The organism is Prevotella sp. C0209C1, assembly GCF_056583855.1.
Genome location: NZ_JBWPJP010000021.1, coordinates 1 through 18,983, shown reverse-complemented (window position 1 = coordinate 18,983; position 18,983 = coordinate 1). Strand labels below are relative to the sequence as shown.

The following is an 18,983-nucleotide window of genomic DNA, read 5'->3' as shown; positions in this document are numbered from 1 at the left end:
ATTAGTGAGAAATGTATATATTTGTATAACCATTTATAAATAATTATTGGGTCAAACATTAAAAAGATAGTAAGATTATGAAGATAACTCGAAAGTTTATGTCTCGTCTAAACTCTTTGGCTTTATTATGCATTTGTATATCTAACGTTTCTGATAAATTATGGTATCAAGTCTTAATAACGGTTATTGTCCTTATAGCTATTGCTTTTAATATATTAAGCTATATTGGTTTAGGCAAAGAATATAAAACAAAAGGAAAACGTCTGATAAAAGTATTAGATACTAAAGTATTAGATACTGATGAAGACTTGTTGGTTATATTCTTAATAGGTGTGATAGTTAATTTAGGAGTACAAAACTGGTATCTTTTTTGGGCATGTTTAATAGCTTTTTTTATAATGATGCTTATAGAGATATTACCTATTGGAAATAAAGATATATAAAGTTTTATCCATATAAAAAGCCTATTTATAATGTGAAAAGCATATCTTTATGATGGGTAAAGATGATGAGTTTAAAGCAAAAATAATCTATTTTTACTTTATTTTTAATTTATTTTTCTTTCAAAAATAAATTATTTTTCTATGTTATAGATGTCTTATTGCAAGAGAAAAGTGCATTGCGTTGTAACTTATCTTTGAAAGTTAGGATTATAGAAGCTGATGAAAATTAAGTAATAAAGGGTATGAAGTAAAACAAAGTGTGTAAAGATTCTCGCTTGTTTCTAAGCAGTGCTTTATTTGTTTGTTTTAAGAATGTAAAATGCTTATTCACACCGAGTTGTCTTTTTGGTGCTACCTGTTTTTGTCATTTTTTTTATGAATCTTTAGTAGCATGAATATTATTTTATTGCTTGTCTTTATTTATTTTTTTTCGATTTAAGGCGTTTTATATATATAATTTTTTGTACTTTTACAGCTTAAAAGGGATAAGTAAAATGCGTCAGAATAAAGAAAAAGGGCATTTTAGGGCATTTTCCTTTTTTTTAGTGAGATAAAACGACAATAAAAAATAAATAAAATAATGGAAGATAATCAAACTATTGATCATGACAGAATCATGAGGATTAACATTGAGGAGGAAATGAAAAGCTCATATATCGACTATTCTATGTCGGTAATAGTGGCTCGTGCTCTGCCAGATGTTCGTGATGGTTTTAAGCCAGTACACCGCCGTATACTTTTTGGTATGCGAGGTATTGGTAATTTTAGTAACCAGCCATATAAAAAATGTGCGCGCGTCGTAGGTGAAGTGCTTGGTAAGTATCATCCTCATGGGGACTCTTCTGTATATGGTGCTTTAGTTCGTATGGGTCAGGACTGGAATATGCGTTATAAGCTTGTTGATGGTCAGGGTAACTTTGGTTCGGTAGATGGCGACTCAGCTGCTGCTATGCGTTATACAGAATGTCGTTTAGCAAAGATGGGCGAGCGTGTCATGGATGATATAGATAAGGACACCGTTGATATGGTAAACAATTTCGATGATACCTTGACAGAGCCTTCTGTTATGCCTACTAAGATACCTAATCTTCTTGTAAATGGTGGAAATGGTATTGCAGTGGGAATGGCAACAAATATTCCTACTCATAATCTTAGCGAAGTTATAGATGGTTGCTGTGCTTATATTGACAATCCTGCAATAAGCACAGAAGAGCTAATGCAATATATTCCTGCTCCAGATTTCCCTACAGGTGCATATATTTATGGGCTTCAGGGTGTAAAAAATGCTTATGAGACAGGTCGTGGTCGTGTAGTGATGCGCGCTAAGGCTGAGATAGAGTCAGGTGAGGCTCATGATAAGATAGTTGTTACCGAAATTCCTTATGGGGTAAATAAGGCACAGCTTATAGAATATATTGCCGATTTAGTAAAGGAAGGCAAGTTAGAGGGTATTTCTAATGTAAATGATGAAACGGGTCGTCAAGGTATGCGTATCGTAGTAGATGTGAAGCGCGATGCAAATGCTAATATTATATTGAATAAGCTTTTCAAGATGACAGCTTTACAAAGTTCGTTCTCTGTAAACTGTATTGCTCTTGTAAATGGTCGTCCTCGTTTATTAAACTTACAGGAATGTATAAAATATTTTGTAGAACATCGTCATGATGTTACTATTCGTCGTACTCGGTTCGATTTAAAGAAAGCACAGGAGCGTGCTCATATCTTAGAAGGCTTACTCATTGCTTGTGATAATATAGATGAGGTAGTACATATTATTCGTGCCAGCAAGACTCCTTCTGAGGCGCAGACCAATTTGGAGAAACGTTTCAATCTTGATGAGTTGCAGTCGAAAGCTATCGTTGATATGCGTTTAGCACAGCTTACAGGGTTGCGTATGGATCAGTTGCATGAAGAATATGAAGAGTTAATGCAAACTATAAAAAACTTACAAGAGATTCTTGATAATCCGGAGCGTTGTAAAGAAGTAATGAAAAACGAGCTTTACGATATAAAGGAAAAATATGGTGATGAACGTCGCACTGAGATTATTCCAGACGAGCATGAGTTTAATGCAGAAGATTTTTATCCCAATGATCCTGTTGTCATTACTATTAGTCATCTTGGATATATTAAGCGTACACCATTAACCGATTTTAAGGAGCAAGCACGTGGAGGTGTAGGTTCGAAAGGTGCTCGTACTCGAGAAAAAGATTTCACAGAATATATTTATTCTGCTACAATGCACCAGACAATGTTGTTCTTTACCAAAGAGGGGCGTTGTTATTGGATGAAGTGTTATGATATTCCTGAAGGAGATAAGAGCTCTAAGGGTAGGGCTATACAAAACATGTTGTCATTAGAACCAGGTGATGCCGTGAATGCTTTCCTACGTATTCGTGGGTTAGATAATGAAGAGTTTTTAGATACTCACTATGTTGTTTTTGTAACTAAGAAAGGCTTAGTGAAAAAAACTTTATTACGTGCTTATTCTCGTCCACGTAACAATGGTGTTATAGCTATTAATATAAATGATGGCGATGAGGTGGTAGATGTTCGCCTTACCAATGGTAGTGATGAGCTTATTATAGCTGACAAGAATGGTCGTGCATGTCGTTTCCATGAGAATAATGTTCGTACTATGGGGCGTGTGTCAACTGGTGTGCGCGGAATGAAGCTCGATGAAGATGGCGAAGATGAAGTGATAGGTATGGTGGTAGTAAATGATTCTGAAAACGAAACAGTTATGGTTGTGTCAGAGGAAGGTTATGGAAAGCGTTCCTTAGTGTCGGACTACCGTTTAACTAATCGTGGTGGTAAAGGTGTCAAAACTTTGAATATTACAGAGAAGACAGGTAAGCTGGTAGCAATCAAAACAGTTACCGACGATAATGATCTTATGATAATAAATAAGAGTGGTATTGTTATTCGTATGGCTGTATCTGAATGTCGTGTAATGGGAAGAGCCACACAAGGAGTGCGCTTGATAAACCTTTCTAAGAAGAGTGACACAATAGCTTCTGTATGTAAAGTAAGGAGTGCAGAAATGGAGGAAAAAGTAGATGAGGTAAATAATGCAGATGATGAGGATATAACAAATGCTCAAGATAATAATACTGCAGGTTCTGTACACGAAGATAAAGAATGAAATTAATTATTAAAAATAAAACTTTAATAGATAACGAATATGAAAAAATTAATGTTTGCAGCAATGATGCTACTAGGTACATCGGCTGCTTTTGCAGGTGACAGTGAGCCGTTGAAGGCTATTTTGAAAGCTACAAGCTATGAGCAAGCTGCAAGTCTTGTTCAAAATAGTTTAAGCCAGTTAGCTAATAATGCTGAGAAGGCTAAGGCTTATGATAAGCTGTATGAGCTTGCTATGGCTAAGGTTAATGCAGAGCAAACTGTTCAGTTAGAAAACCAGACAGCTAAGCAGATGGGTAAAGAGGGTAATAAGCCTGTTGATGAGGACGGACTATATAAAGCTCTTGATCAGGCTCTTGATGCTGCAGCAGAAGTAAATAAATATGATAATATGCCTAATGCAAAAGGTAAGATAAAACCTCGTTATGCAAGCATAATTGAGCCTACCTATAATCTTCGTGGTCAGCTAATTAATGCAGGTATATTCTTTCAGGGAAAGAAAGATGATGCTAATGCATATAAATATTTAGCTCGTTATGTAGATACTGCAGAGTGGCCAATGTTTGCAAGCTTTGATAAGGCTAAGGATAAAAATCTAAATGAGATAGCTTACTATTCTGCTATATACGCTTATCAGAACAAAGAGTATGCTAAGGCAGAAAAGTATATTGCTTATGCTATTCAGAGTCCAGAGCGTGTTAAGGATGCTAAGCAGGTACAGTTAGCTATATTAGGCTCACAGCTAAAAACCCGTGAAGATTCTGTAGCTTATGCTCAGAAGCTTTCTACGATGTATGAGAGCGATCCTACTAATGAAGCTATTCTTACCTCTTTAACATCTACTTATAATGCGTTAGGGATGAAAGATAAATCGGAAAAAATATTAAATGCTGCTTTAGAAAAAAATCCAAAAAGTTATAGTGCTTTGATTATGAAAGGACAGTTAGCTCTTCAGGATAGAAAATATGACGAAGCTGCAGGTTTCTTAGAAAAAGCATTACCAATAGCAACAGAAAACAATCAAAGAGTAGCTTTGAATGCTTCTATAGGTCAGTGCTGGTTCTATAAGGCACAAGATCGTGTAGCTCAGGTGAAGGGTATTCTTACTCCTGCAGCAAAAGCACAGTTTAATGAAGTTTATAACAAAGCTATTTCTTATTTAGAGAAAGCTAAGAGTCTTGACACAGCTAAGGAGCAAAAAAATACTTGGGCTTATCCTCTATATGGCTGCTATTATTTTGTGAAGGGTGCAAAAGCTCCTGAGACAGTTGCTGCAGAAGCTGACATTCATTAATGTTAGTAGTTATTATATTAATTCTATTCTGTTGAGATAGGTTTGTTTTAAAGTAAAACATGTTTCAATAGGATAGAATTAATATATATATTTTATAAAAAGCATAAGTGTTTGTAAAAAGATAGTTTTTATAAAAAATGTATCTTTCTTTAGTGAGTCTTTATGCTTTATGAAAACTTTATTAGATGAAGAAGATTATTATATTATTAGTGTTTCTTAATTTCAGCTTGTTTGTTTCAGCACAACAAGATGCTTATAAGCAGGCAGAGAGCTATCATCATTTAGCGAAAAAAGAAGAGTCTAAACTGAAGAATATATCTATTAGAGACACTGTACAGTATTATACTACTGTGTACAATATAGTAGACTACTCATTAAAGAGCGATGAATTAGATAGAAAGCCAAATAAGAAAAACAAAATACGTACTAAGTTTGATGAAGATAATAAGACACGTTTAAATAGTTTTTGTCCTGTATTGATAGATGCAGGGAAATTTTTAGCAAGTAAAGAAAAATATCGTAAGCAGGGCATTAATGCGTTTAGCCTTTATCTGATAGCTAAAAAATCACCATTATTAGAAGGTAGTATAGACGAGTCGGGTGTGGCATCTTATTATTTAGCTTATTACTACCTTAAAGAAAAAGATTATGTTACCGCTGATAGATATGCCGACGATGCTCTAAAATATGATGAGACAGCTAAAGCTGGTGCTGATGTAAAAGCTGAATGTATGTATGAGCAGATGGCTAATGAGAGCGACTCTCTAAAGTATCTTGCTGTACTAAAACGTTTGTATAATGCAGACCCTACTAATGAAAAATATTTTTCATGGATTATGCGCTTTTATCAAAAACCTACAGCAAAGTTTAATTTAGAAGATTTTGTTGATAGCAGATTAGAGAATAATTATAATTCTCCTATCCCGTGGATCTTAAAAGGAGAGATTGCTATGCATGCAAGGCGCTGGGAGGAAGCTGTAGATGCTTATAAGCATGCTGATAAGTTAGATCCTACACTTATACCACTTATATATAATATAGGTGTATGTCTTAATCAGATGGGATTACAAATACGCGATACAGTATTATCGCAGAAGAAGAAAGGTGAGATAGTATCTGAAACACTATATACTAAGGTGTTTGCAGAGGCAAGAGATTATTTAGAAAGAGTACGGGCAAAAGACCCAAGACGTAATAAAGTAGACTGGATAGGTCCTTTATATATGGCTTATACCATATTAGATGACAAATTGAAGGTTGCTGAATTAGAATCGATATTAGAAAAGAAATAAATATAATATTTTGAAGAGAGTATTTTATATATTATTATTGATGCAGCTCACACTTGCTACTTTTGGACAAAAGAGACAAATACAAATTGCAAGAGATCAGTTGAAACAAGGAAAAGAGTTGGTAAAGGTAGAGAAGTCTATGGAGCAGTTACTCGAAGATTCCTCTAAACGGACTAATCCTAAAATATGGCTTATCCTTTGTGAAGCGTTAGTAAAACAATACGAGCAGGGTAATGAAAAATTGTATTTAAATCAAAAATATGATACAACGGCTTTCTTTACAATAACAAGGAAGTTGTATCACACTATGTATAGTTTTGATTCTATTGATGTAAAACTTAGTGCTATGGGTAAGCCTAAGTATAGGGTGAAACATTCAGAATTATTAAATTCTATTCGTCCTAATCTGTTTAATGGTGGTGTATTCTTTATTCATGCTCGCAACTTTAAATTAGCGTATAGTTTTTTTGATGATTTTATATCTTTAGAAGATCAGCCTCTTTTTAATGGGTATCATTACAGGAAAGACGACCCTTTAACACCTCATGCAGCATACTGGGCTATGTATTGTGGATATAAGCTATATGATGCGTCCTTGATATTAAGGCATCAAAAATTAGCTGAGCGAGATAGTTCAATGCTAAACTTTGTAAAACAGTATGAAGCAGAAGCTTATATTTTACAGAAAGATATGCCTCGATACGTGCAAACTTTGAAGGAAGGGTTTTCGCAATATCCCAAGTTTGCTTATTTCTTCCCTCGCTTAGTAGATTATTATGATAAGATAGGAGCAAACGATTCTGTACTAATAGTTGCAAACCGTGCATTGCAAGTAGACTCTACTAATATACTTTTCCGTTTTACAAAGAGTACAGCTCTGCTTAATATAGGCAGATACGGTCAAAGTATAGCTATCTGTAAGCAGTTAATAGAAGAGAGCCCTAACTTTGCCGATGCTTATTATAATATAGGTATGGCTTATTTTAATCAAGCTATAGAGCTTGATAAGAATTGGCAACGTAGCAAAGCTAAACGTAATAGTATAGTTACTTATTATGAAAAGGCACTACCTTATATAGAAAAGTATAAGGAACTAATGCCTGAAAGTAAAGAAAAGTGGTTGTCTCCCCTTTATACCATTTATTTAAATTTGAATATGGGAAAAGAGTTTGATGCAATAGATAAGATAAAAAATGGGAAGTAATGTTATTTTAGATAAGTTAGGTATAACGCCTAACGTTATGCAAGAAGCCACATTTAAAGCTATCTTACATACTGATAAAGATATATTAGTGTTATCTCCAACAGGTACAGGAAAATCGTTCGCATATCTTATACCATTGAGTCAGCTTATTAATATAAACGAAGATAAGGTACAAGCTGTTATAGTTTTACCCAGTAGAGAGCTTGCTTTGCAGCTGTGTACTGTTATGAAAGATTTAGGCACCGGACTTCGAGCATTAGCCTTATATGGAGGCAGGGCTACGATGGACGAGCATAAATTGTTAAATAAAGAAAAACCACATTTGGTTTTTGCTACTCCCGGACGTTTAAACGATCATCTTGATAAGGGAAATATAAATGCATCGTGGGTAGACTTTATGGTTATAGACGAGTTTGATAAGTGTTTAGCAATGGGATTTCATGAAGAGATGTATAATCTTGTAAACAAACTTCCTAATATTAAGCGTCGTATATTACTATCTGCAACATATGCAGAAGAGATACCAAACTTTATATCAATGGGAAGGTTGTTAAAGATAGATTTCTCTGATAAAAGCGAAGTGTTATCTAATCGTGTAAGCACGTTTGTAGTACATAGTCAAGAAAAGGATAAGTTAGAAACTCTTTTTGCTTTATTATGCACTTTTAAAGATCAAAGCTCTATAGTCTTTTTGAATTATCGTAACTCTGTAGAGAGAGTATATAATTTCTTACATGAAAAAGGTTTTACCACTTCTCTTTTTCATGGAGGACTGGATCAAGCAGAGAGAGAAGCTGCTCTGTATCGTTTTTCAAATGGATCGGCTAATATTCTTATAAGTACAGACTTAGCTGCTCGTGGGTTAGATATTCCTGATGTTAATAATATAATACATTATCATCTTCCTGAAAGTGAAGACAGTTTTATTCATAGGGTAGGGCGTACTGCCCGATGGGATAAGGGAGGTACTACTTGCTTTATTCTTGGTCCAGAGGAGCAGCTACCCGATTATGTTAAGGGAGAGTATGAAATAATATCTTTACCTGAAGAGCTTCCTAAACCTTCAGAACCCAAGATGGCAACTTTATATATAGGAAAAGGTAAGAAAGATAAAATTTCTAAGATAGATATAGTAGGGTTTTTATGTAAAAAAGGCGGTTTACAGGCTTCAGACATAGGAAAGATAGATGTAAAAGACAGATATTCTTATGCTGCAATAAAAAAAAGAAAAATTTCTTCAGTTATAATTAATACTAAAAATCAAAAAATAAAAGGTATTCGTACTATAGTGGAAGAAATACGATAAGATTGCTTTCAAAATGGCAAGCTGATTTTTAATTAATGGTTAATATGGTTATTTGGTGTAAGTAGTATAGTAAATTAAAAAAAAAGTAAAATGCTTGTATGACTAAAAATAAAAGCGTAAATTCGCAACGTGGGTAAGCGAAATTATAATATGTTTTTGCATACTACTCTAAACTATTATAAAACTAACATTAAACAATATATGCGTATGAAAAAGTATAATTTTGGTGCAGGTCCATGTGTACTTCCAAGGGAAGTAATAGAAAAAACAGCTAATGCTATTTTAGACTTTAATGGTATAGGCCTATCTCTTGCAGAGATTAGTCATAGGTCGAAGGACTTTAAGCCAGTTATGGAAGAGGCTCAACAATTGGTAAAAGAAGTCTTAGATGTCCCTGAAGGGTATTCTGTTCTGTTTCTTGGAGGAGGGGCTTCTTTACAGTTCTGTCAGATTCCAGCTAATTTCCTTGTAAAGAAAGCTGGTTATGTTAATACTGGCGCATGGGCTAAAAAAGCAATGAAAGAGGCTAAGCATTTTGGTGAGACTATAGAGGTGGCATCTTCTGCTGATGATAATTACACTTACATTCCTAAGGGATATGAAGTTCCTTCAGATCTTGACTATTTGCATGTAACGACTAATAACACCATCTATGGTACAGAGTTGCATAAGGATATTGATGTTCCTGTGCGCTTAATCGGTGATATGTCTTCAGATATTTTTAGTCGTCCAGTAGATGTCTCTAAATATGATTGTATTTATGGAGGGGCACAGAAAAATCTATCAATGGCAGGTGTTACTTTTGTTATTGTGAAAGATGATGCTTTAGGTAATGTAGAGCGTGAAATACCCACTATGTTAGATTATCGTACACATACAAAGAAGGGATCTATGTTTAATACTCCTCCTGTAGTACCTATTTATACTGCTCTTGAAAATCTTCGCTGGCTGAAAGCACAAGGTGGTGTTAAGACAATGGAAAAACGTGCTAAGGAGCGTGCCGACTTGCTTTACGGAGAGATAGACCGTAATAAGTTGTTTAGAGGTACTGTGAAATGCGAAGAAGATCGTTCTTATATGAATATCTGCTTTGTATTAAATGATGAGTATGCAGATTTGCAAGACGATTTCTTTAAGTTTGCTACAGAACGTGGAATGGTAGGAATTAAGGGGCATCGTGATGTTGGTGGATTCCGTGCAAGCTGTTATAATGCAATGACTATTGAGGGGGTTAAGGCTCTTGTGTCTTGTATGCAGGACTATGAAAAGAAACATTAACTAATAAAGAAACATCAGTGAGTAGATAGAAAAGGTTACTTGCTGATGTTTCAAAATATATTTAAACTTAATAAATACATATTACTATGAAAGTTTTAATAGCTACCGAAAAACCTTTTGCAGAAGCTGCTGTTAAAGGTATTAAAGAGGAACTTGAGGGGGCAAAACATGAAGTTGTGCTGCTTGAAAAATATACAGATAAATCGCAGTTATTGTCAGCTGTTGCTGACGTTGATGCAATGATAATTAGATCTGACAAGATAGATGCAGAGGTTTTTTCTGCTGCTAAAAATTTGAAGATAATAGTACGTGCTGGTGCAGGTTATGATAATATCGATTTAGCAGCTTCTATAGCTAATAATGTTGTAGTAGAAAATACTCCGGGGCAGAATTCAAATGCTGTGGCAGAGCTTGTTTTTGGTTTATTAGTATTTGCTATTCGTGGCTTTTATAATGGAAAACCAGGTACAGAATTAAAAGGAAAGAAGTTGGGTATACTTGCTTTTGGTAATGTTGGGCGTAATGTAGCTCGTGTAGCAAAGGGCTTTGAAATGGATATCTATGCTTATGATGCTTTTTGTCCAGCTAATGTTATAGAGGCTTCCGGAGTTCATGCTGTTAATGACGAGAAGGAGTTGTTTAAGAAGTGTGATATAGTGTCTTTGCATATCCCTGCTACTCCTGAAACAAAGAAGAGTATTAATTATAATTTAGTAAATATGATGCCTAAGGGTGGAATTGTTATAAACACTGCTCGCAAGGAAGTTATTAATGAAGAGGAGTTAATCCGTTTAATGAACGATCGCGCAGACATTAAGTATATAACAGATATTAAGCCTGATGCAGATGCAGAATTTGTCAAGTTTGAAGGTAGATATTTTAGCACACCAAAGAAGATGGGAGCTCAGACTGCTGAGGCTAATTCAAATGCTGGTATTGCTGCAGCAAGGCAAATAAAAGCATTCTTTGCTACAGGTGATACTAAATTCCAAGTAAATAAATAATTTTTTTTTATCAGATAAGATTACTTATTTTTGTATATAAAAGGAATATTATAATGTACTATAAAAAGTAATTATGTACATTATAATATCCTTTTTAAAAAGAGAGTGATTAATTTTTATCCTAAAACCTAAATATTATGGCAATTGTAAAACCATTTAGAGGTGTTCGCCCACCAAAGAAGTTTGTAGAAGAAGTTCAAAGTCGTCCTTATGATGTACTCAACTCAGAAGAGGCAAGAGAAGAGGCTGGAGATAATGAAAAGAGTTTATATCATATAATTAAGCCAGAGATTAACTTTGAGGAAGGTACAAGTGAATATGATGATCGTGTTTATGAGAGTGCTGTAGCTAATTTTAAGAAGTTTCAGGAAAAAGGCTGGTTAGTTCAGGACGATAAAGAGCATTATTATATATATGCTCAGACAATGAATGGTAAAACACAATATGGACTTGTTGTTGGTGCATACGTTAATGATTATTTAACTGGAGTTATAAAAAAACATGAATTAACTCGTCGTGATAAGGAGGAAGATCGTATGAAGCATGTTCGTGTAAATAATGCTAATATAGAGCCTGTATTTTTTGCCTATCCAGATAATAAAACTCTAGATAGTCTTATTAAGCGTTATGCTAAGACTGAGTCAGAATACGATTTTGTAGCTCCTATAGATGGTTTTAGGCATCAACTTTGGATTATTGATGATGAGAAAGATATAAAAACAATTACGGAAGAGTTTGCAAAGATGCCGAGTCTTTATATTGCAGATGGTCATCATCGCTCTGCAGCGGCAGCATTAGTTGGTGCAGAGAAGGCTAAACAAAATCCGAATCATACTGGAAAGGAAGAGTATAATTATTTTATGTCTGTATGTTTTCAAGCAAGTGAGCTAACTATTTTAGATTATAATCGTGTAGTAAAGGATCTAAATGGAATGACAACAGAAGAGTTCCTTACTGCTTTAACTAAAAATTTTATTGTTCAGAAGAAAGGTAGGACAGCCTATAGGCCTAAGCAGTTACATGAATTTTCGCTTTATATTGATGAAAATTGGTATAGCTTGACAGCAAAAGAGGGAACGTATGATGATTCTGATCCTATAGGTGTTCTTGATGTAGATATATCTAGTAGGTTAATTCTTGATGACTTGATGGGCATTAAAGATTTGCGAACAGATAAGCGTATCGATTTTGTGGGCGGTTTACGTGGTTTAGAGGAGCTAAAACGTCGTGTAGATAGTGGTGAGATGCGTTGGGCTTTAGCTTTATATCCAGTATCTATGCAGCAGATTATGAATATTGCAGATAGCGGTAAGATTATGCCACCTAAGGCAACATGGTTTGAGCCAAAACTTCGTTCAGGACTTGTTATACATAAGCTTGAGTAAAGAAAGTGTTGTGTGCTTAATACCTATTTATGTGTAACGATAAGTATAAAACAATATTGGAAACAAGAGTAGGCGAGGGGTTTTACTCTGAGAAGCGGAGTAAATTCTTCGCCTTTGCACATCATGTATGCTCTTCTATGGAATCTTTAGATATAGTAAAAACTTATCGTAAGAGGTTTTATGATGCGCGTCATTGTTGTTATGCTTATGTAATAGGGGCTGATAGAAATGAATTTAGAGCAGTAGACGATGGAGAGCCTTCTTCTACGGCAGGTAAACCTATTCTTGGACAGATTAATAGTAATAGCCTTACTAATATATTAGTTGTTGTAGTACGTTATTATGGTGGAATCAATTTAGGGACAAGCGGACTTATAGAGGCATATAGAACTGCCGCTGCCGCTGCTATTAGTAACTGTATAATAGAAGAACGTTTTATAGAAGAGCATATTAAGTTTGCTTTTTCTTATTTAAAGATGAATGTTGTTATGCGCATAATAAAAGATATGAAGCCTCGTATTATAGACCAATCTTTTGATAACATGTGTGAGATGGTTGTATCTATTCGTCAAAGTAGAGCGCAGGAGTTTAGAGAGAGGTTGGATAAAGTTTTGTTTGATTAATTTGGTGTTTTTCGGTTTTTGTATTAATTTTGCTATTAATAAGAGGAAGTATGGCAGAGTGACCGAATGCGCTGGACTCGAAATCCGGTATACGCCTTATCGCGTATCGGGGGTTTGAATCCCTCTACTTCCGCAAGAGATGTATTATAGATAATGTAAGTCAAATCACTTTTTTTGACAGGTGGAAAAATATAGGTAAAAAGATTTACCATGTTCCAGATAATGAAATGATTTTATCTAAGTGAGTAGTTGGTCGTTATTGTGAGTAATGATAAATCCAATACGTAGGTAGGGGCTCGAGTGAAAATATCAGGTGGTAAAGGTAGTGTGTACATATCCAAGAGGTCTAATGTTGTTACAATATAAGTAAGCAAAACATGGCTTACTAATAAAAAATCCTAAGTGTACTTTTCTTAAAAATAGGATTCTAAGCAAATCGATGTAAGTATATAATAACAGTTATAGTATATGAAGTAGTTTGTATAGCTTAATATATTAAGGTATAGGTTGCTTTGTTATGAAATGGTTATTAAATCTTACCTCTGTAGCTTTTTGTTATATCTAACTTTTTTATTAAATTTGCATTTCAAAAACATACTAAAATATCATATAAATAATGAAGATATCATACAAGTGGTTAAAACAATATGTAGATTTTTCTTTGACACCTAAGCATCTTGCTGAGGCTTTGACATCTACAGGGTTAGAGGTAGGCTCATTAGAGGAGGTGGAAACTGTTCGTGGTGGATTAAAAGGACTATTTGTAGGTAAGGTTCTTACTTGTGAAGATCATCCTAATTCGGATCATTTACATATAACCACCGTAGATCTTGGTAAGGGGGAAGCTCAGCAGATTGTCTGTGGAGCCCCTAATGTAGCAGCTGGTCAGAAGGTTATTGTTGCCGATTTAGGATGCGTACTGTATGATGGCGATAAGGAATTTGTTATAAAAAAGAGCAAATTACGCGGCGTAGATAGCTTTGGTATGATATGTGCAGAAGATGAGATAGGTGTAGGTAAGTCGCATGATGGTATTATAGTCTTACCGGAAGAAGCTATTGTAGGTATGCCAGCAGCAGAATATTATCAGTTAGATAGTGATTGGGTGTTTGATATAGATATTACGGCTAATCGTGCAGATGCTTTAAGTCATTATGGAGTGGCTCGAGATTTGTACGCATGGTTGAGACAAAATGGTTATGAAACGAGTTTACACCGCCCTTCATGTGATGATTTTCATGTAGATAATAATAATCTTCCTATAAAGGTAACAATAGAAAACACCTCAGCTTGTAGGCGTTATGCCTGTTTGAGTATAACAGGTTGTGAGGTGAAAGAAAGCCCGAAATGGTTGCAAGATAAGTTAAGTGTGATAGGATTACGCCCTATTAATAATATTGTAGATATTACTAATTATATAATGTGGGCATATGGCCAGCCTATGCATTGTTTTGATGCAGATATGGTGAAAGGCAACCATATTATAGTAAGAGATAAGAACGAGGGAAAGCGATTTGTTACTCTTGATGGCGAAGAGCATATATTAGGCAAGCACGATTTAGCTATATGTAATGAAGAAGAGCCTATGTGTATTGCTGGTGTTTTTGGAGGAAAAGGTAGCGGAACCTATGAAACTACAAAAAATGTAGTGTTAGAAAGTGCTTATTTTCATCCTACTTGGATACGTAAGAGTGCGCGCCGCCATGGTTTATCTACAGATGCGAGCTTTCGTTTTGAGCGTGGTGTAGACCCTAATGGTATAATATATGCATTAAAACAAGCAGCTATACTTTGTCAGCAGTTGGCTGGAGGAAAAGTAAGTATGGAAATATGCGATGAGTATCCTTCGCCAATAGCCGATTTCCCTGTAAGATTAAATTTTGAATATTGTGATCGGTTAATAGGTAAGCAGATAGGTGTTTCTACGATAAAGAGCATTGTAACCTCTCTTGAGATGAAGATAGAAAATGAAGATGAGCATGGTATTGATCTATTAGTTCCTGCTTACCGTGTAGATGTACAACGACCTTGTGATGTAGTAGAAGATATATTGCGTATATATGGATATAATAATGTAGAAATCCCTACAATGTTAAAGTCGTCTTTAACAATAGCAGAAGAGGCAGATAAGGATTATCATCGTGAAAATATAGTAAGTGAGCAGTTAGTGGGAGCAGGCTTTTCTGAAATTTTAAACAATTCTCTTACAAAGACTTCTTATTATGATCATGGAAAGTGGAATAAGTATACTTGGGAAGAAACTGTAAAGGTAATGAATCCATTATCGGCAGACCTTGGTGTGATGCGTCAAACTTTATTATTTGGAGGTTTAGAGAGCTTGGCTTATAATATTAATCGTAAAGCTACTAATTTACGCTTTTTTGAGACAGGTAATATTTATAAGTTTTCACAGGATAGATATTCTTTAGATAATCCAGTAAGAGCCTATAGTCAAGAGCATCATTTTGCTTTATGGGTAACAGGTAAACATGTAGAAGGTTCTTGGGCTCATCCTGACGAGGATAGCAGCTTTTATGAATTGAAAGCATATGTAGAGAATATTCTTCGTAGAGTGGGAGTGCGCCAGGGAGCGTTAGTCAGTGAACACTCGGACAATAATATTTTTGATAAAGCAATTGCGTTAAAAACAAGGAATGGTAAGATTATAGCTGAATTAGGAATATTAAGTATAGCTTTGTTGAAGCGTATGGATATAGGTCAGAAGGTGTTCTACGCAGAGATAAATTGGGAAGAACTTATGAAAGTTGTTCGTAAGAATAATCTCCAGTATGAAGAACTTTCTAAGTATCCAGCAGTTAGTAGAGATTTAGCATTGCTATTAGATAATAAAATAGAGTTTGTGCAGATAGAAGAAATAGCTCGGCAAACAGAAAAGAAATTGTTAAAGAAGGTGGAATTGTTTGATGTATATCAAGGTAAGAATTTACCTGTAGGTAAAAAGAGTTATGCTGTAAACTTTATTCTCCAAGACACAACAAAAACTCTCAATGATAAGGCAATAGATGCTATTATGCAGAAATTAATTAAGAATTTAACTATAAAACTCGGGGCAGAACTCCGTTAATAAAAATTTATTCTCATGGGAAGAGCATTTGAATATCGCAAAGCGACAAAGCTAAAGCGTTGGGGCCATATGGCTCGTACATTTACTAAGTTAGGTAAAGAGATTGCTATTGCTGTTAAGGCAGGTGGTCCTGAACCTGAGAATAATCCACGTCTACGTGCCATCATAGCTACTTGTAAGCGCGAGAATATGCCTAAAGACAATATTCAGCGTGCTATTAAGAATGCTATGGGTAAAGATACTAGTGATTATAAAGAAGTAACTTATGAGGGATATGGACCGCATGGTATTGCTGTGTTTGTAGACACTTTAACAGATAATACTACTCGAACAGTAGGTGATGTGCGTTCTATTTTTAATAAGTTTAATGGAAATATGGGCACACAAGGCTCATTAAGTTTTTTGTTTGACCATAAGGCTGTATTCTCTTTTAAAAAGAAAGAGGGAGTGGATATGGAGGAATTAATTTTAGATTTGATAGACTTTGGTGTAGATGATGAGTTTGATGAAGATGAGGACGAAAACGAAATAACTATTTATGGTGATCCTAAAAGCTTTGGAGACATTCAAAAGCATTTAGAAGAGAATGGATTTGAGATTACTTCTGCAGAGTTTACTCGTATTCCAAACGATTTAAAAGAAGTTACTACAGAAGAGCGTGCAACGATAGATAAGATGGTAGAACGTCTAGAGGAATTTGATGATGTGCAAAATGTGTACACCAATATGAAGCCAGAATAAATAGACTTTTGATATTTTAAAAGAGCTAAAGTAAGGTTTATTTGAGTCTTTAGCTCTTTTTATTATAAAGATAAGAGAGAGCTTTGTAGCGGTAAATTTTAAGTAAAATAAATATAAATACTTAAAATTAATTATTATTAATGTGCATTTTTTTGTTACTTTGTAATTTGATTAAAAATGAAGGGTAAAGCAGATGAAAAACCATAAAATATACGAGGCAGATGATAAGATGATTAGTCTTATCAATGATAATTATGAAATCTTACAAAGTATAGGTCGTTTTGGTATTAATTTAGGTTTTGGAGATAAAACTGTAAAGGAAGTTTGTGAAGCTCAAAATGTAGATACTAATACTTTTCTATTTATAGTAAACTTTACTGTAAATAATAGTAATGACTGGGATGATTTGGATAAGCTCTCTATTCCTACATTGTTACAGTATCTTAAATCTAGTCATGTATATTATTTGGATTACGAATTACCAACTATACGTAAAGAACTAATTGCTGCTGTTGATCCTAATGATAATTTAGCTAAACTTATTATAAAGCTATTTGATGAATATGCTAAAACAATAGCTAAGCATATGTCGTACGAAGAAAAAACAGTTTTTTCTTATGTTGAAGTATTATTAAATGGAAAAACTACTGATGATTATAATATAGAAACATTTTCTAAGCATCATCGTCAAACAGAGGAGCAGCTTGGTGAAATAAAAGATATAATAGTAAAGTATTTACCGACAGATACTCAACGTAATAATCAACTTGCTGCAGCTTTGTTCGATATCTATAATTGTGAAGAATGGCTAACACAGCATGCTAAAGTTGAAGATTATATATTTATTCCAGTTATACGTAATTTAGAGGAACGGATAAAGCAGAATGGAGTGAGTGCTAAAATATCAAATATGATTAGCAAGAATCCTGAAGCAAGCGATACTCTTAGTGATCGTGAAAAAGAAGTTATAATAGCTTTAGTACAAGGTATGGCTAATAAAGAAATAGCAGATCACCTTTGTATTTCTACTAATACTGTTATTACTCATAGGCGTAATATTGCACGTAAGCTGCAGATACATTCACCTGCAGGATTGACCATCTATGCAATTGTAAATAATTTAGTAGATATTAGTAGTGTAAAGCTTTAATATAAAAACGAAGAATTAATTTGTTATGAGTGTAGAACAAGGACGCCCTCGAATGGCTATAATAGAACCTAATACTTTAGTGGTGTTAGGGTTGAAACAAATTTTGCAAAATGTAATTCCTATTATGACAGTTGAGGCTTTTTCTTCTTTTCCTGATTTTCAAAGAGCCGATCCAAACAGATTTTATCATTTTTTTGTAGCTCAAACTATTGTTTTAGAGAATCGTGTATTTTTTTCTAATAATATACATAAAACTATTGTTTTAACTATGACATGTGATCCTAATTCTCAGTTATCAGGCTTTCATAGTCTATGTTTAAATGTTCCAGAGGAAAAGCTAATTCGTTCTATATTAAGGATGGAACAATATGGGCATCCTGGTGGAAAGAATTTGCCAGAGCTGCCGGCAGTTCTTAAAAATAAGCTGTTGAGTAATCGTGAAATAGAGGTGTTATCTTTGATAGTGCAAGGAATGATTAATAAGGAAATAGCAGATAAGCTGAATATTAGTTTGACAACAGTAATTACTCATCGTAAAAATATTATGGATAAATTGGGTATGAGAAGTGTTTCTGCGCTCACTATTTATGCAGTGATGCATGGCTATGTGGATATAAATAAGATTTAAAAAGGTGTTTTATATATTTAAAATCTTGGATATATATAATAAGGTGAACTTAAATAACAAGCCTTTTTATAAAAAAAGTTTATTATTTTTTCGCTAAAATATTTGTGTTTAAAAAATAATTGTTTACCTTTGCACTCGCAATTCAGAAATGATTAGCCGTGTTGTTATAAATTACAGTTGTAGAGGCTAACATGTTAATTGTTGACTTGCAGCGGGGTGTAGCGCAGTCCGGTAGCGCTCCTGGTTTGGGACCAGGCGGTCGCAGGTTCGAATCCTGTCGCCCCGACAACAAATTGTAAACTTCTAGAGAGGAGTTAATATTTATAGAATGCGGCAATAGCTCAGTTGGTAGAGCACGACCTTGCCAAGGTCGGGGTCGCGAGTTCGAGTCTCGTTTGCCGCTCTT

Annotated in this window: 14 protein-coding genes and 3 tRNA genes; all 17 read left to right on the top strand. The window is 34.5% G+C overall.

Annotated elements, in window-relative coordinates:
- The first annotated feature begins 77 nt into the window (after positions 1–77).
- The 17 genes from AC1DCD_RS06850 (at position 78) to AC1DCD_RS06770 (ending at position 18,980) form a co-directional block, all read left to right on the top strand.
- A complete protein-coding gene (locus AC1DCD_RS06850) occupies positions 78–443 on the top strand; it encodes a hypothetical protein (protein ID WP_464639915.1) in 366 nt (121 codons plus the stop codon).
- 580 nt (positions 444–1,023) lie between these two features.
- Positions 1,024–3,588, top strand: coding sequence for a DNA gyrase subunit A (gene gyrA, locus AC1DCD_RS06845; RefSeq protein WP_464639913.1), 2,565 nt, complete (start codon positions 1,024–1,026; stop codon positions 3,586–3,588).
- 39 nt (positions 3,589–3,627) lie between these two features.
- Entirely contained in the window at positions 3,628–4,881 is a 1,254-nt protein-coding gene (locus AC1DCD_RS06840; RefSeq protein WP_024992575.1) for a tetratricopeptide repeat protein, read from the top strand.
- 185 nt (positions 4,882–5,066) lie between these two features.
- A complete protein-coding gene (locus AC1DCD_RS06835) occupies positions 5,067–6,173 on the top strand; it encodes a tetratricopeptide repeat protein (RefSeq protein ID WP_464639911.1) in 1,107 nt (368 codons plus the stop codon).
- Positions 6,174–6,213: 40 nt separating this feature from the next.
- Entirely contained in the window at positions 6,214–7,377 is a 1,164-nt protein-coding gene (locus AC1DCD_RS06830) for a tetratricopeptide repeat protein (RefSeq protein WP_036853816.1), read from the top strand.
- On the top strand, positions 7,367–8,683 hold the full coding sequence (locus AC1DCD_RS06825; protein ID WP_464639909.1) for a DEAD/DEAH box helicase: 1,317 nt from the start codon (positions 7,367–7,369) through the stop codon (positions 8,681–8,683). Before AC1DCD_RS06830 ends, AC1DCD_RS06825 begins: the two co-directional genes overlap by 11 nt.
- A gap of 207 nt (positions 8,684–8,890) precedes the next feature.
- Positions 8,891–9,961 (top strand): 3-phosphoserine/phosphohydroxythreonine transaminase, encoded by a 1,071-nt coding sequence (serC, locus tag AC1DCD_RS06820; protein ID WP_464639907.1) that lies wholly within the window; start codon positions 8,891–8,893, stop codon positions 9,959–9,961.
- 86 nt (positions 9,962–10,047) lie between these two features.
- Complete coding sequence (locus AC1DCD_RS06815; RefSeq protein WP_464639905.1) at positions 10,048–10,965, top strand: NAD(P)-dependent oxidoreductase; 918 nt, start codon at positions 10,048–10,050, stop codon at positions 10,963–10,965.
- Between the two features lie 137 nt (positions 10,966–11,102).
- Positions 11,103–12,350 (top strand): DUF1015 domain-containing protein, encoded by a 1,248-nt coding sequence (locus tag AC1DCD_RS06810; protein ID WP_464639903.1) that lies wholly within the window; start codon positions 11,103–11,105, stop codon positions 12,348–12,350.
- Positions 12,351–12,379: 29 nt separating this feature from the next.
- Entirely contained in the window at positions 12,380–12,973 is a 594-nt protein-coding gene (locus AC1DCD_RS06805) for an IMPACT family protein (RefSeq protein WP_464639901.1), read from the top strand.
- 44 nt (positions 12,974–13,017) lie between these two features.
- Positions 13,018–13,106, top strand: a tRNA-Ser gene (locus AC1DCD_RS06800).
- Between the two features lie 483 nt (positions 13,107–13,589).
- The gene (pheT, locus tag AC1DCD_RS06795; RefSeq protein ID WP_464639899.1) at positions 13,590–16,058 is read left to right on the top strand and encodes a phenylalanine--tRNA ligase subunit beta; all 2,469 of its coding nucleotides are present in this window, start codon (positions 13,590–13,592) and stop codon (positions 16,056–16,058) included.
- A gap of 15 nt (positions 16,059–16,073) precedes the next feature.
- The gene (locus AC1DCD_RS06790; RefSeq protein ID WP_039864433.1) at positions 16,074–16,799 is read left to right on the top strand and encodes a YebC/PmpR family DNA-binding transcriptional regulator; all 726 of its coding nucleotides are present in this window, start codon (positions 16,074–16,076) and stop codon (positions 16,797–16,799) included.
- A 193-nt stretch (positions 16,800–16,992) separates the two neighbouring features.
- Positions 16,993–17,949, top strand: a complete 957-nt coding sequence (locus AC1DCD_RS06785) for a LuxR C-terminal-related transcriptional regulator (protein WP_008448991.1) — start codon at positions 16,993–16,995, stop codon at positions 17,947–17,949.
- Between the two features lie 25 nt (positions 17,950–17,974).
- Positions 17,975–18,577, top strand: coding sequence for a response regulator transcription factor (locus tag AC1DCD_RS06780; protein WP_008449015.1), 603 nt, complete (start codon positions 17,975–17,977; stop codon positions 18,575–18,577).
- Positions 18,578–18,789: 212 nt separating this feature from the next.
- Positions 18,790–18,863 (top strand) — tRNA-Pro (locus AC1DCD_RS06775).
- Positions 18,864–18,907: 44 nt separating this feature from the next.
- A tRNA-Gly gene (locus AC1DCD_RS06770) sits at positions 18,908–18,980 on the top strand.
- Positions 18,981–18,983 lie beyond the last annotated feature (3 nt).